Source organism: Streptomyces sp. NBC_01304 (assembly GCF_035975855.1).
GTDB lineage: Bacteria > Actinomycetota > Actinomycetes > Streptomycetales > Streptomycetaceae > Streptomyces.
In genome coordinates this window covers 2,139,422-2,152,233 of sequence record NZ_CP109055.1, presented here as the reverse complement: position 1 = coordinate 2,152,233, position 12,812 = coordinate 2,139,422, and the positions used below count along the sequence as shown (strand labels likewise).

Below are 12,812 nucleotides of genomic sequence, written 5' to 3'. Positions count from 1 at the left end.
GCCCGGGACTTACCGGAGCCCGTACGGAACTCGGGGCTTCCCGGAGCCCGTACGGAACTCGGCTTCCCGGAGCCCGCACGAAAACTGAAAAGCCCACTGTCAGTGGGGGCCTCTACGGTGGCGTCATGTCGGAGAACACGGATCTTGCCGAGATCACGTACGTCCGGGGTGACGCCACCGTTCCTTTCGGCAAGGGCGTCAAGGTGATAGCCCATGTCTGCAACGACCTCGGGGGCTGGGGCAAGGGCTTCGTCCTCGCCCTGTCGCGCCGCTGGCCCGAGCCCGAGGCGGCCTACCGCCGCTGGCACCGGGAGCGCGCGACGAACGACTTCGGCCTCGGCGCCCTCCAGCTCGTCCGGGTCGACCGCTACCTCTGGGTGGCGAACCTGATCGGCCAGCGCGGAATCCGAACAGGCAGCAAGGGAGTGCCGGTCCGGTACGAGGCGATCGACACGGCACTCGCGACGCTGGGCGACCGGGCGCTGGAGCTCGGAGCGTCCGTCCACATGCCCCGCATCGGCTGCGGGCTCGCCGGCGGGAAGTGGGGACGGGTAGAGCCCCTGGTCGCGGCGCGGTTGGCGGGCCGGGGGGTGGCGGTGACGGTGTACGACCACGACTGACGGGGGCTGGAGGTCGGGGGCCGGGGGTCGACGGCCGGAGGGAGGCCGGGGCCGGGCGGGGGCGGTTGGCCCCGGGGCGGTCGGGGGAGCGCCGGGCGGTAGTCGGGAGCGGCGTGCCCCGGGCGGCGGTCGGGAGCGGCGCGGCACCGGGGCCACCGCCTAAGTGGGGCGAATGGGGCGCGCGAATCCACCCAAATCGGGCCTCCTGGAGCCCCTTTCACCCCACTTGGCCCGCGCTGCCCGCTCCGCTCCCGCCGCCGCGTCCTCCGCCCGGCGTCCGCTCCGCCCGGCGCCCTCCGACTCCGCCCGGCCCGGCCCCGGCCGGCGCCCTCCCAGCCCCGCTCCGCCCGCGCCCTCCCAGCCCCGCCCCCTCCCGGCCCTGCGCCCGTCCCTCCCCGCGCCCTCCCTCCCCGCCCCCACCTCACCCCTGCAAGTACGCCAGCACCGCCAGCACCCGCCGATGGTCGTCCGACGCCGGCGGCAGGTCCAGCTTCAGCAGGATGTTCGCGATGTGCTTGGCCACTGCCGCCTCCGTGATGACCAGGGCGCGGGCGATCGCCGCGTTCGACCTGCCCTCCGCCATCAGGCCGAGGACCTCGCGTTCGCGTGCGGTGAGCCGGGTCAGGGGGTCGCGGCGACGGGCCAGGAGCTGGCGTACGACCTCGGGGTCGACGACCATTCCGCCCTCGGCGACCCGCAGCAGCGCGTCCGTGAACTCCGTGACATCCCCGATGCGTTCCTTCAGGAGATAGCCGGTACCCGCGCCGTGCCGCCCTTCGATGAGCTCCTCGGCGAAGGTCTGCTCCACGTACTGGCTGAGCACCAGGACCGCCAAGGAGGGCTGCAGCGACTGGAGTTCGCGCACCGCGTGCAGGCCCTCGTCGGTGAAGTCCGGCGGCATCCGGACGTCGGCGATCACCACGTCCGGCTCGTACTTCTGCGCCGCCGCGACCAGGGAGGGGCCGTCTCCCACGGCTGCGGGCACGGTGTGCCCGAAGCGCTCGAGGAGGCTCACCAGTCCCGCCCGCAGCAATACCGCGTCCTCGCCGATCACCACGGTCAACTGCCGCACGGAATCTCCACTCTGAGCCGGGTCGGCCCGCCGATCGGGCTGGCCAGGAGCATTCTGCCGTCCACCGCCGACACCCGGTCGGCCAGGCCGGTGAGCCCGGTCCCCGCCTCGGCGACCGCCCCGCCGCGCCCGTCGTCGCTCACCTCCACCACCAGCAGATCGCGCTCCCGCCAGGCCCGCACCAGGCAGCGCTCGGCCTCGCTGTGCTTGGCGGCGTTGGCGAGGGCCTCGCACACCGCGTAGTACGCGGCCACCTCGACGGACGGCGAGAGCCGGTCGCCGACGTCGACCTCGAGGTCGACGGGTATCGGGGAGCGGCCCGCCACATCGCGGATCGCGGCAGGCAGCCCGCGCTCGGTGAGCACGTGCGGATGCACCCCCTGGATCAGCTCGCGCAGCTCGACCAGCGCGGCCTTGGCCATCTGGTGCGCCTCCTCGACCTCCTGCGCGGCGCGCGAGCCGGCCGGCAGGTCGAGCCCGGCGAGGCCCAGCTTCACGCTCAGCGCGACCAGGCGCTGCTGCGCCCCGTCGTGCAGATCGCGCTCTATGCGCCGGCGCTCGGCCTCGTACGCATCGACCAGACGCGCGCGCGAGCGCCGCACCTCGCGCAACTCGCCGTCGCGCGGCAGCAGATAGAGCCGGGCCGCGGTGGACCGCACACCCGCCCAGATCACGACGGGATACGCGGCCACCGGCAGCAGCAATATCCCCGCGACGGGTCCCGCTATCGAGGCGAAGGGGCCGGCCGTCGGCTGCAGCGGAGCGGTGATCAGCGCGCCCGGGATGCCGGCGGCGAGCAGGACCACCGCGAGGTCCGCCCAGCCGAGCGCGAGTATCGAGACCGTGCCCCAGCCCGTCGCCCGCGGCCAGTTGGGCACCGGGTGGGCCTCGCGGTCGACGAGGCGCAGCCGCCACTGCTCGACCGGGCCCGCGACGGCTGCGACAAAGGCGAGCACCCCGAGGACGGCGATCGCGGCGGTCGCCAAGCCGATCCGCTGCCACGAGGCGACGATCCCGCCCACGGACACGCAGCCGCCCACCCCGAGCACGCCGCCCGCCAGCAGATAGAAGGCGGACCGCCAGGTCCAGGAGGTGCGGAGCAGGCCGAGCGGCTCACGCGTCAGCGCCTCCATCACATTGCGCGAGGACATCCGGCCCCCTTTGTCGTCGTGTCGTCGTGTCGTCGTGCCATCGCGAGAGTCGCCGTCGCGAGAGATCATTCCTCGACCGTAGCCCGCTGCCGGGCGCCGGGCACTAGTGCTAGGTGTAGTCCGAGGACTAGCGCAGGTGCCCGTGTGCCGACGAGGGCGGCACCGGTTGACTCGACGCATGTCGATGACACAGACCGTGACCACCACACACCCCGTCGAGCTGCGGGCCGTCACTCAGCGCTACGGCGCGGGAGAGCAGACGGTGACCGCGTTGGACGCCGTGTCGCTGAGCTTCGCCGCCGCCACCATGACCGCCGTGATGGGGCCCTCAGGCTCCGGCAAGTCCACGCTGCTGCACTGCGCGGCCGGACTGGACCGGCCCGCCGAGGGCCACGTCGTCCTCGCGGGCACGGACACCGCGGACCTGGACGAGACGGCGCTCACCCTGCTGCGCCGAGATCGCACAGGCTTCGTCTTCCAGGCCTTCAACCTCGTCTCGGCGCTGACCGCCGAGCAGAACGTCGCCCTGCCGGGCCGCCTCGCCGGCCGCCGCCCCGACCCGGCCGCCGTCACCGCCGCCCTGGCCGAGGTGGGCCTCGCCGACCGGGCCGGGCACCGGCCGAGCCAGCTGTCCGGCGGGCAGCAGCAGCGGGTGGCGATAGCCCGCGCCCTGATCGCGCGGCCCGCCGTGCTCTTCGCGGACGAGCCGACCGGGGCGCTCGACACCAAGACCTCGCGCACGGTGCTCGGGCTGCTGCGCGGCCTGGTCGACCGGCACGGACAGACCGTCGTCATGGTCACGCACGACCCGGCCGCGGCGTCGTACGCGGACCGTGTGGTGTTCCTCGCCGACGGCCGGATCGCCGGTGAACTCACCGGCCGCAGCGGCGCCGAGGCCATCGCCTCGCGCATGGCGGTACTGGAGGGGCAGGCATGAGCGGGCAGAGGAAGATCGCGGGAAGGCCGAGGGAAATGCGAGGAGGACCGATCCGGGGAAGCAAGCGCCTTGCCGCGTTCCTCGACCGGGTGGGCCCGCGGAGCTTCGCCAGTCTCCGGGAGCGGCCCGTCACCTTCGCGGGGTCGTTCGTCGCGCTCTGCCTGGGCGTCGCCATCCTCACCATGAGCGCGCTGGTGCTGCTGTCCGGCGGCAGCGGAGTACCGGAGCGCTTCGCGGGTACGCCGCTCGTGGTCCAGAGCGGCCAAGGCAGCGCGGGCAGCGGTGTGTTCCTGGAGAAGTACCCGTTCTCGCCCGAGCGTGCCGACGAACTGAAGCGTGAACTCGCCGCCCTGCCCGGCGTGTCCAGGGCCATCCCCGACCACGCCTTCTACGCCCAGGCGCTCATCGACGGCAAGCCGGCCGGTGAGCAGACCAAGGGCGACCGCCTCGGCCACGGCTGGTCCAGCGCCGCCCTCGCCCCCTACCGCCTCGCGGCGGGCCAGGCCCCGCGGCAGCCGGACGAGGTCGCCCTCGACCGGTCCCTGGGCCTCGCGCCGGGTGCCCCGGTCACGCTGCTCACGGCCGAGGGGCCCGCGAAGTTCACCGTGTCCGGCACGGTCGACGGACCGGGCTACTACCTCACCGACACCCGTGCGGCCCAACTCTCCGGCGGCACAAGGGTGATAGGCCTCCTCACGGGCAAGGGCGCCGATCAGGCCCGTGTCGGGGCGGACGCGAAGTCCCTCGTGGGGGACTCGGGCACGGTTCTCGGCGGACAGGCCCGCGAGGCCCTCGCCCCGCCGCGGGACGAGCAGACCCGCTGGATCGGCGGGCAGGTCGTCGCCGCGATGGCCGCGCTCTCCGCGTTCGTCACCGTCTTCGTGATCGCCTCCACCTTCGCCTTCACCGTCGCCCAGCGCCGCCGCGAGTTCGGGATGCTCCGCACCATCGGCGCCACCCCCAGGCAACTGCGGCGCATGCTGCACGGCGAGGCACTGGCGATCGGCACGGCCGGATCGGCCACCGGTGTGCTGCTCGGTGCGATCGCCGCGCCATGGCTCGGTGGACTCCTCGTGGACGCCGGCTTCCTGCCACGGGGCTTCGAAGTCCGCACGCCGCCCTGGGCGTTGGCGGCAGCCTTCGCGGTCGGCGTCGGTGTGGCCCTCGCCGGAGTTTGGTCGGCGTCCCGCAAGGCCGCCGGGATCGCTCCGCTGGAGGCACTGCGCGAGGCGGCCGTCGACGACCGGCCGCTGACCCGGTCCCGGCTGATCACAGGCCTGGCCTTCACCGGCCTCGGGCTGTGCACGGCGGTGGCCTCGGCCTCCGCCGACCCCGCCGACATGATCACGCTGTCCCTGGTCACGGCCGTCGGCCTGATCACCGGCGTGACCCTGCTCGTCCCGGCGATCGCGCCACCGCTCGTGCGCCTGGTGTCCTGGCCCCTGTCGAGGAGTTCGGGAGCCGCGGCCGTCCTGGTGCGCGAGGGCATGCTCACCGCCGTACGGCGCACCGCCGCCACGATCGCACCCGTACTCGCCACCGTCGCCTTCGTCGTCCTGATCACCGGCAACACCCAGACGAGCGCCAACTCCTATGCCGCGGAAGGGCAGGCGAGTGTCCATGCCGAGGCCTCCGTGGTCCCCGACGGCACACCGGGGCTCACCGACGCGGCCGTCGCCCGGGTCGAGGGGACCGCGCTGCTGCCCACCACCGTGTACGGAGGTGCCGGACACCAGGCGTTCGAGGGCGCCGGGATCGACCCGCGCACCTTCCGCGCCGTCCACAACCGGGTGGAGGTGACGGCCGGAGCCCTGGACGGACTCGAAGCCCCGGACACGGTGGCCGTGACCCGTTCCCTGCTCACCACGCTCGATGCGAAGCCGGGCGGCACGGCGGAGTTCACCTTCGAGGACGGACGGACCGCACGGCTGCGGATCGTGGCCGTCCTGGACGACCGATCCGCGCCGTACGGCGCGCTCTTCGCCCGGCAGACGGTGCGGGCCCACGACCCTTCGGCGCTCACCGAGGTCGTCCACCGCACGGGCCCGGCAGAGTCTCAACTCCCGGTCGGTGCACAGGAGATATCCGTCGCCGCGTACGCCGGGCAGGAGGACGCGGAGGAGGACCGACTGGTGTGGGTGTTCACCCTGCTCCTGGTCGCCCTGTCCGCCGGGTACACGGGCCTGGCCGTGGGCAACACCTTGCTGATGGCCACCGCCGGCCGCGCCGGTGACTTCCAGGTGCTGCGCCGCTCCGGAGCGCTGCCCCGCCAGGTCCTGCGGACGGTCGCGGGTGAGACGGCCTTCGTGGTCGGCCTCGGCACCCTGCTCGGCGGTCTCGTCGCGCTGCCCTCGCTCCTGGGTATCAGGGCCGGGCTCAGCGGGACGCTCGGGATACCCGTCGAACTGGTCGTGCCCTGGGCGCCGGTGCTCGGGGCGGTCGGCGGGTGCCTCGTGCTGGCGCTGGCGGCAAGTGTGCTGCCCGCTCGGCGGGCGATGCGCAGAGGGGGCGTCTGACTGGGGCCGCAGTGGGTACCCGGGGCCGAAGCACAGCCCACTGAGGGGAAACGCGAAGGACCATGAAGACCCAGACGCGCAAGGACCCGACCCCGCTCAGGACCGCCCCCGGCCCGGCGGAACGGCTGCTCGTGCGGGACAAGAGCCTGCGGACGTGCATCCCCGGCGTGCCCGGCTTCGCAGCGCCGGGCGAGAGCGGCAGTTGTGACAGGGAGCCGCACATCGTCCGAGGCGAGGACTGAAACCGATCGGGAGGTGAACGAGCGTGGCACAGCGGACCGAACCGGATCGAGAACTGATGGGTGTGGCACAGCGGACCGAACCCGATCGAGCAGTGACGGGCGTGGCACAGCGGACCGAACCCGATCGGGAGGTGACGGGTGTGGCGCAGCGGACCGAAGCGGCCGAGGGCGTCCCCTCGACCGCGGAGTTGGTGAAGCTGGCCTCGGCGCAGTTCTCGGAACTGGCGCGGGAGGAACTGGCCCTGGCCCGTGCGGAGATGCGGGAGAAGGGGCGCAGGACGGGTATCAGCGGAGGGCTGTACGGCGCTGCCGGCGTCGTGGGCCTCTTCCTGTTCCAGGTTCTGCTCGGCGCCGCCGTCGCGGGCCTCGCCCTGCGACTTCCGCTCTGGGGCGCCGCGTTGGTGGTGGCCGGAGTACTGACCGTCGGCGGCGGCGTACTGCTGCTGCTCGGCCGGCGACAGGGCCGACGCGCGACGCCGCTGGCGCCGGAGCGAGCGGTCGACAGTGTGCGCAGCGACATCCAGGAGATCAAGGAGAGGGCACGACGATGACCGGTGGAGAGAAGGAGAACGAGACAGTGGCTGCCGCGCGGGCACGTGTCGAGCAGGCCAGGGAACGCCTCGGCGAAACCGTCGGGCAGCTGGCCGACAAGGCCGACCTCAAGGGCCGGGCGCAGGAGAAGACGGCGGAGATCACCACCAACGTCCAGCAGGCGGCGGCCAGGACGGCGCACGCGGTGCAGGACCACACACCGGAACCGGTGCGAGAGGCCGCGGTCAGGACGGCCCACGCGGTACAGGAGCACACTCCGGAGCCGGTCCGGCAGGCGGCAGCCAAGGCCGCCTCGGCAGGCCGGGCCCGCCCGGGTCCCCTGCTCGTGGCCGGTGCGGCAGCGGCGACCGCCGTGGTGGTGGTGCGCCGGCGTCGCGCCCGCAAGGGGTGAGCGATGGATCCGGCGAAGCTGATGTACAAGCCCGTCGGCATGGTGGTGGGCGTTCTCGGCGGCGCCCTCGCAGGGATGGCCTTCCGCTGGATCTGGGCCAAGGTCGACGACACGAGGGAGGCGCCCAAACCCCTTGACGAGGAGCGGAGTTGGCGGGAGGTGCTGCCCGCGGCCGCACTGGAAGGTGCCACCTTCGCCGTGGTGAGAGCGGCGGTCGAGCGTGGCGGCGCCACCGCCTTTCGGCGCACCACGGGGAAATGGCCGGCCTGACCCCGAGGCCGCCGGCCCGCGGCACCCTCACGATGCTGCGTGACCTCGACACCCCCGAGGGGGTTACGAGCACCCGACACCGGGAGGGCCCGCACGCGAACCTGAGGGCCGACGCGCGAACCTGACACCGGGAGGGCCGACGCGCGAACCCGACACCGTGAGGGCCCGCACGCGAACCTGACAGCGGGAGGGCCGACACGAGAACCGACACCCCTGAGGCCCGCTATGCGAAGTGGTGGGCCAGCGCCCCGTGCGGGTCCGGCCCGACCGTCGGGTCCGGTGCCGCATGGTCGACGTGCACCGTCGCCGCCGTCAGCTTCGGCACCGCGTGCAGCAGGGCATGCTCCGCCGCCACCGCGCGGGCGTGTGCCTCGACCACCGTGAGGTGCGGGTCCACCACGATCGAGGTCTCGGCCCGCAACGCATGGCCCAGCCACCGAAGTCGGACGTCGCCCACCCCGCGTACGCCCGAAACCCCGGCCAGGGCCCGCTCGGCGGCGTCGACCAGGGTCGGGTCCACCGCGTCCATCAGCCGGTGCCAGACCTCGCGGGCCGCCGTACGCAGCACCAGCGCGATCGCGACCGTGATCGCCAGACCGATCAGCGGGTCCGCGAGGCGCCAACCGAGCGCCGAGCCGCCCGCCCCGAGGAGCACGGCGAGAGAGGTGAAACCGTCCGTGCGGGCGTGCAGTCCGTCGGCGACCAGCGCGGCCGAACCGATCCGCCGCCCCGTGCGGATCCGGGCGCGCGCCACCCACTCGTTGCCGAGGAAGCCGACCAGGCCCGCCGCCGCGACGGCCGGGAGGTGACTGACGTCCTGGGGCTCGACCAGCCGGCGCACGGCCGCGTACCCGGCGAAGAGCGCCGAGGCCGCGATCACCAGGACCACGAAGACGCCCGCCAGATCCTCGGCCCGGCCGAAGCCGTACGTATAGCGCCGGGTCGCGGCCCGGCGGCCCAGCACGAAAGCGAGGGCCAGGGGCAGTGCGGTCAGGGCGTCCGCCGCGTTGTGCACCGTGTCGCCGAGCAGCGCCACGGAGCCCGACAGCGCGGCAATCACCGCCTGGACGACGGTGGTCGCGGCGAGGACGGCGAGCGAGAACCACAGCGTGCGCAGCCCGGCCGCCGAGCTCTCCAGGGCCGCGTCGACCTTGTCGGCGGGGTCATGGCTGTGCGGCGTCACGGCATGCGCGACCCGATGCCGAAGCTTCGCCCACCGGGAGGCCGCATGGGCGTGACCATGCCCGTCTCCGTGCCCGTTCCCGTGCTCATGCCCGTTCCCGTGCCCGTTCCCCTGTCCATGAGCGTCCCCATGCCCGTGTCCATGAGCGTGCCCGGAGTGGGGTGCATGACCGTGATCGTGACCGTGTCCCTGACCTGTCATGCACCCACCGTGGCACACCAACTCCCTTGCAGCCACTGCCGAAAAGCGGCCCCTGACCAGCTGCGAAGCACTCGCAGATGCCAGTTCGGGGCCGCCCGGCAGCCGGGGTGCGGCTACTGCCCGGACGCGGTCACCGGGTAGTGGTCGGACAGGTTGGTGTACGTGTAGTCCTTGCCCCAGCTGGAGACGGTCCAGGGCGCGCTCTGCTCCTTGACGACCGTGTTGTTCCAGCCCGCCGGGCGGGCGTGGCCCGCGCGGTGCAGGACGTAGTCCAGGTCCTCGCGCGGGTCGTCCGGGTAGCGGTCCTTCGCGATCGAGTTGTCCTGGGTGTCGAAGGAGTACGGGTGCCCGGTCCGGGAGTCCGCGCCCACCAGGCCGCCGTCGGCGAGCATGGAGGCGTACTCGGCGCTGTGCGAGTCGACGTTCATGTCCCCGGCGACCAGGACCTGCTCGGAGGCGGGGATGTTCTTGGCGTCCAGGAACGCGTCGATCGTCTTGAACTGCTTGCTGCGCATCGCTGCCGCCTCACCCGCGTCGCACCCCGGGTCGGTGGACTGCGCATGGGTGCCGACCACATGCACGCGCGTGCCGTTCACGTCCAACACCACATAGGCGAAGCCCTTGTTGGAGTACCAGTCGGAGCCGCAGGCGTCCGGGTAGACGTACTGCTCCTTGCGCACGATCGGCCACTTGCTGAGCACGGTGACCCCGCCGTCCTCGGGCGTCGTCGTGGAGTAGTTGCCCCCGGTCGCGTCCCAGCCGTCCTTGCTGCGGCCGACCACCGGGGTCTGATGCGGGTACTGCGCCGCCGCGTTCCGCTTCAGGGCGTCCGACGAGGAGTTGTCGAAGGCCTCCTGGAGCACGACGACGTCCTGGCCCTTGAAGAAGGCGGTCTTGGGGATCTCGGCGGCCCGGTGGTCCTGGCCCCAGTTCGGGTAGAGCGACTTGCTGAACAGGAAGGTGTTGTACGTCAGCACCTTCAGGCCGGGGGTCGCCGCGGCGTCCGCCGCCGGGGCGACGGCGACGAGTGTGGCCCCCGCGACTGCGGTGGCGAGAGCCGCACCGGACATGCGGCGGCGTACGGAAAGGGACACAGGGACTCCTGCGGTGAGTGGGGGGTACGGGGTGGCGTCCCACATCAAAGCAGCGGTGGTTACTTCTGGGTAGCCTTTGGGTGGCGGCAAGTTGGCGTCCTGAATGCATGTTCGATCACGGGGTCGGCGGGGTAGATCATCCGCATGTACTTGCTGCCCGAAAGCCTGCCCATCGGCCCGTTGAACATGAGGGTGGAGGACCTCGCCCTCGGCGCCGTCGCCTTCGGTGCCGCCTTCGCCTTCATCCGGGCGATGGTGCTGCGCATGAATCGCGTCCTCCAGGTCCGTGAGGAACTGTCGACGATTCCCGAGGGCGGCATCTACCACGACATCTACCTCGCCGAGCAGGAGCTCGCCGCGCTGCGCTCCGGAAGCCGCCATGAGGCCGCCCGCATCCGCCAGGACGCCCTGGAGGAAGGCGCCTCCCTCCTGGTCGCCGCCCGTGAGGACGGGATCCAGGAGCGCGACCGGATCCTCGCCTCCGGCCAGGCCCGCATCGAGGCGGACCGCGCCGCGGCCGAGGCCGAACTGCGCCTCCATGTGGCCGAGTTGGCATCAGAACTCGCGGCCCGCATAGTCGGCGAGCCGATCCCCGCGGGGGCGGGCCACGGCGACGCACGCTACAACCCGTAACTCCTGCCGATGATGTCCCGCTGAATCTCGCTAGTGCCGCCGTACACCGTCGACACCACCGTGGCCCGCAGGTGCCGCTCCATGTCGTACTCGGTGGCGTAGCCGTACCCGCCCATCATCTGCATGCCCTCAAGTGCGGCCCTCTTGGCGGTCTCCGTGGCCTTCAGCTTGGCCATCGACGCCTCGCGCGGGAACAGCCGCTCCGGCTCCGCGTCGCACCGCGCCGCCAGGTCGAAGACGAGCAGCCGCGCGCACTCGATCTCCGTGGCCAGATCCGCGAGCCGGTGCCGCAGTGCCTGGAACGTGCCGACCGGCCGCCCGAACTGCACCCGCGCACCGACGTACGCCACCGTGTCCTCGAAGATCCGCTCGGCCCGGCCGAGCATGTTCGCGGCGAGGAAGAGACGCTCCGCGTTCAGCCCCGCCATCAGCTGCGGCCACGCCTCGCCCACCGTGCCCACCACCGCGTCGGCGGGCAGCCGTACGTCCGTGAAGTGGACGTCGTTGACCTCGCGCCCGCCCATCGTCTCGATGCCCCGCACCTCGATGCCCGCGGTCGCCGCCGGAACGTGGAACATGGTCAGCCCCTGGTGCTTGTCCCCGGAGGCGTCGGTGCGGGCGACGAGCAGGATGTACTCGGCGAGATGAGCGTTGGATATCCAGGTCTTGTGTCCGTTCACCAACCACCCGCCGTCCGGGCGCAGTTCGGCCTTGCAGCGCAGCGCCGCCACGTCCGAGCCCGCTTCCGGCTCCGACATCGCGATCGCGAGCACCTGGCCCCCGACCGCGCCACCCACCGCCGCCTTGCGCTGCGCCGGGCTGCCGAACCTTTCGTACGCCTTCGCCGTGATCACGGACGTCACGAAACCGCCGCACGGCACCAGGCCGCGCGCGGTCTCCCGCAGGAACAGGCAGGCGTCGGTCATGCCCCCGCCCGCCCCGCCGTACTCCGCCGGCAGACACACCCCGAGCCAGCCGAGCTCCGCCAACTTCGCGTACAGCGCGGGGGAGTGCGGTCCGCCCGGCTCGGCGGTCAGCGCATCCCGCTGCTCACGGGTTCCGCACTCCCGGCGCGCGAAGTCACGGAGCGCGGTGACGAAGTCCTGCTGCTCGGCCGTCAGGGCCATGAACGCCTCCTGAAGTGCGCTGAGTTACAAAGTTATGGAGCCGGTCTCTGTGTAGCTGTGGTTGAGTGAGTGACGAACACCAGGGAGGGGCCATGGCCGCAGAGAGCACGGTAGAGAGCGCGGTGGAGAGCAAGGCGGAAGGCGCGGCAGAAGGCGCGGCAGCGAGCGCGCTGGACCAGTCGATGCTGGCCGGCGCCCTGGGCTCCCCGCGGCCCCCCGGCGACGCCCTCTCCGAGCAGATACTCGACGCGGCCCGCGAGCAGTTCACGACCTTCGGGCTGCGCCGCTCGACCGTCGACGACGTGGCCAAGCGGGCCGGCGTCTCGCGGGTCACCGTGTACCGGCGGATCGGCGGCAAGGACGCCCTCGTATCGGCCTGTCTGCTGCGCGAGTACCAGCGCTTCGTCACCGAGGTCGACGCGGCGGTGGCGGCCCTGCCGGCCATGGAGGACCGCCTCGTCGAGGGCTTCGCCGCCGTGCTGCGGCACATCCGGGACCATCCGCTGGTCGGCGGCCTGATGCGGCTGGAGCCCGAGACGATGCTGCCGTTCCTCACCCTGGAGAGCGGGCCCGCCTTCCTGGCCATGCGGGAGTACCTCGCCGACCGGCTGCGGCGGGCGCAGCGCGCCGAGGGCAGGCCGGAGCGCGATCCCACGCCCGTCGCCGAGCTGATGGTGCGGATCACGGTCTCCTTCCTGCTCAACCCGGTCAGCTGCTTCGAGATCGACGAGGACGACCAGGCGCGCGAGTTCGCCCGCCGCTACCTGGTCCCACTGCTGCAGGCGTAGCCCCCTCCGCAAAAGCCCCCGTAAGGCCCTCTCCG

The 12,812-nt window shown here is 72.6% G+C and carries 14 protein-coding genes; 9 read left to right on the top strand and 5 right to left on the bottom strand.

What is annotated here, in order from left to right:
• The first annotated feature begins 125 nt into the window (after positions 1 to 125).
• Complete coding sequence (locus OG430_RS09390) at positions 126 to 620, top strand: macro domain-containing protein (protein WP_327351977.1); 495 nt, start codon at positions 126 to 128, stop codon at positions 618 to 620.
• Between the two features lie 421 nt (positions 621 to 1,041).
• Here the strand turns inward: OG430_RS09390 and OG430_RS09385 are convergent, their stop codons facing one another.
• A complete protein-coding gene (locus OG430_RS09385; RefSeq protein ID WP_327351976.1) occupies positions 1,042 to 1,692 on the bottom strand; it encodes a response regulator transcription factor in 651 nt (216 codons plus the stop codon).
• A complete protein-coding gene (locus OG430_RS09380) occupies positions 1,680 to 2,843 on the bottom strand; it encodes a sensor histidine kinase (RefSeq protein WP_327351975.1) in 1,164 nt (387 codons plus the stop codon). The genes OG430_RS09385 and OG430_RS09380 overlap by 13 nt, the downstream gene beginning before the upstream one ends.
• A 178-nt stretch (positions 2,844 to 3,021) precedes the next feature.
• On the opposite strand from OG430_RS09380, the gene OG430_RS09375 reads away from it, so the two are divergent.
• The 6 genes from OG430_RS09375 to OG430_RS09350 all read left to right on the top strand — a co-directional run bounded on the left by OG430_RS09375 (position 3,022) and on the right by OG430_RS09350 (position 7,751).
• Positions 3,022 to 3,780 (top strand): ABC transporter ATP-binding protein, encoded by a 759-nt coding sequence (locus tag OG430_RS09375; protein ID WP_327351974.1) that lies wholly within the window; start codon positions 3,022 to 3,024, stop codon positions 3,778 to 3,780.
• On the top strand, positions 3,777 to 6,296 hold the full coding sequence (locus tag OG430_RS09370) for an FtsX-like permease family protein (RefSeq protein WP_327351973.1): 2,520 nt from the start codon (positions 3,777 to 3,779) through the stop codon (positions 6,294 to 6,296). Before OG430_RS09375 ends, OG430_RS09370 begins: the two co-directional genes overlap by 4 nt.
• A 62-nt stretch (positions 6,297 to 6,358) precedes the next feature.
• Positions 6,359 to 6,538, top strand: a complete 180-nt coding sequence (locus OG430_RS09365) for a hypothetical protein (RefSeq protein ID WP_327351972.1) — start codon at positions 6,359 to 6,361, stop codon at positions 6,536 to 6,538.
• Positions 6,539 to 6,561: 23 nt separating this feature from the next.
• Positions 6,562 to 7,089 carry a phage holin family protein gene (locus OG430_RS09360; protein ID WP_327351971.1) on the top strand — a complete coding sequence of 176 codons (528 nt, stop codon included), beginning with the start codon at positions 6,562 to 6,564 and terminating at the stop codon, positions 7,087 to 7,089.
• Positions 7,086 to 7,481: a DUF3618 domain-containing protein gene (locus tag OG430_RS09355; protein ID WP_327351970.1), complete on the top strand. Its 396-nt coding sequence runs from the start codon at positions 7,086 to 7,088 to the stop codon at positions 7,479 to 7,481. Before OG430_RS09360 ends, OG430_RS09355 begins: the two co-directional genes overlap by 4 nt.
• Positions 7,482 to 7,484: 3 nt before the next feature.
• Entirely contained in the window at positions 7,485 to 7,751 is a 267-nt protein-coding gene (locus OG430_RS09350) for a DUF4235 domain-containing protein (protein ID WP_327351969.1), read from the top strand.
• 223 nt (positions 7,752 to 7,974) lie between these two features.
• Here OG430_RS09350 and OG430_RS09345 read toward each other — a convergent pair whose 3' ends face one another.
• Complete coding sequence (locus OG430_RS09345; RefSeq protein WP_327351968.1) at positions 7,975 to 9,135, bottom strand: cation diffusion facilitator family transporter; 1,161 nt, start codon at positions 9,133 to 9,135, stop codon at positions 7,975 to 7,977.
• Positions 9,136 to 9,248: 113 nt separating this feature from the next.
• Positions 9,249 to 10,205, bottom strand: a complete 957-nt coding sequence (sph, locus tag OG430_RS09340) for a sphingomyelin phosphodiesterase (protein ID WP_327359015.1) — start codon at positions 10,203 to 10,205, stop codon at positions 9,249 to 9,251.
• Positions 10,206 to 10,373: 168 nt separating this feature from the next.
• Between sph and OG430_RS09335 the strand changes: the two genes are divergently transcribed.
• Positions 10,374 to 10,862 (top strand): F0F1 ATP synthase subunit B family protein, encoded by a 489-nt coding sequence (locus tag OG430_RS09335; protein ID WP_327351967.1) that lies wholly within the window; start codon positions 10,374 to 10,376, stop codon positions 10,860 to 10,862.
• On the opposite strand, the gene OG430_RS09330 is transcribed toward OG430_RS09335, so the two are convergent.
• Entirely contained in the window at positions 10,850 to 11,989 is a 1,140-nt protein-coding gene (locus OG430_RS09330; RefSeq protein ID WP_327351966.1) for an acyl-CoA dehydrogenase family protein, read from the bottom strand. The genes OG430_RS09335 and OG430_RS09330 overlap by 13 nt on opposite strands.
• 182 nt (positions 11,990 to 12,171) lie before the next feature.
• On the opposite strand from OG430_RS09330, the gene OG430_RS09325 reads away from it, so the two are divergent.
• The gene (locus OG430_RS09325) at positions 12,172 to 12,777 is read left to right on the top strand and encodes a TetR/AcrR family transcriptional regulator (RefSeq protein ID WP_327359014.1); all 606 of its coding nucleotides are present in this window, start codon (positions 12,172 to 12,174) and stop codon (positions 12,775 to 12,777) included.
• Positions 12,778 to 12,812: the final 35 nt, after the last annotated feature.

Excerpts from the sequence above, each read along its gene's own strand:
- sph (WP_327359015.1), bottom strand. The coding sequence starts at position 10,205 with ATGTCCGGTGCGGCTCTCGCCACCGCAGTCGCGGGGGCCACACTCGTC.
- OG430_RS09390 (WP_327351977.1), top strand. The coding sequence starts at position 126 with ATGTCGGAGAACACGGATCTTGCCGAGATCACGTACGTCCGGGGTGAC.
- OG430_RS09365 (WP_327351972.1), top strand. The coding sequence starts at position 6,359 with ATGAAGACCCAGACGCGCAAGGACCCGACCCCGCTCAGGACCGCCCCC.
- OG430_RS09355 (WP_327351970.1), top strand. The coding sequence starts at position 7,086 with ATGACCGGTGGAGAGAAGGAGAACGAGACAGTGGCTGCCGCGCGGGCA.
- OG430_RS09345 (WP_327351968.1), bottom strand. The coding sequence starts at position 9,135 with ATGACAGGTCAGGGACACGGTCACGATCACGGTCATGCACCCCACTCC.
- OG430_RS09325 (WP_327359014.1), top strand. The coding sequence starts at position 12,172 with ATGCTGGCCGGCGCCCTGGGCTCCCCGCGGCCCCCCGGCGACGCCCTC.
- OG430_RS09330 (WP_327351966.1), bottom strand. The coding sequence starts at position 11,989 with ATGGCCCTGACGGCCGAGCAGCAGGACTTCGTCACCGCGCTCCGTGAC.
- OG430_RS09335 (WP_327351967.1), top strand. The coding sequence starts at position 10,374 with ATGTACTTGCTGCCCGAAAGCCTGCCCATCGGCCCGTTGAACATGAGG.
- OG430_RS09370 (WP_327351973.1), top strand. The coding sequence starts at position 3,777 with ATGAGCGGGCAGAGGAAGATCGCGGGAAGGCCGAGGGAAATGCGAGGA.
- OG430_RS09375 (WP_327351974.1), top strand. The coding sequence starts at position 3,022 with ATGTCGATGACACAGACCGTGACCACCACACACCCCGTCGAGCTGCGG.
- OG430_RS09350 (WP_327351969.1), top strand. The coding sequence starts at position 7,485 with ATGGATCCGGCGAAGCTGATGTACAAGCCCGTCGGCATGGTGGTGGGC.
- OG430_RS09380 (WP_327351975.1), bottom strand. The coding sequence starts at position 2,843 with ATGTCCTCGCGCAATGTGATGGAGGCGCTGACGCGTGAGCCGCTCGGC.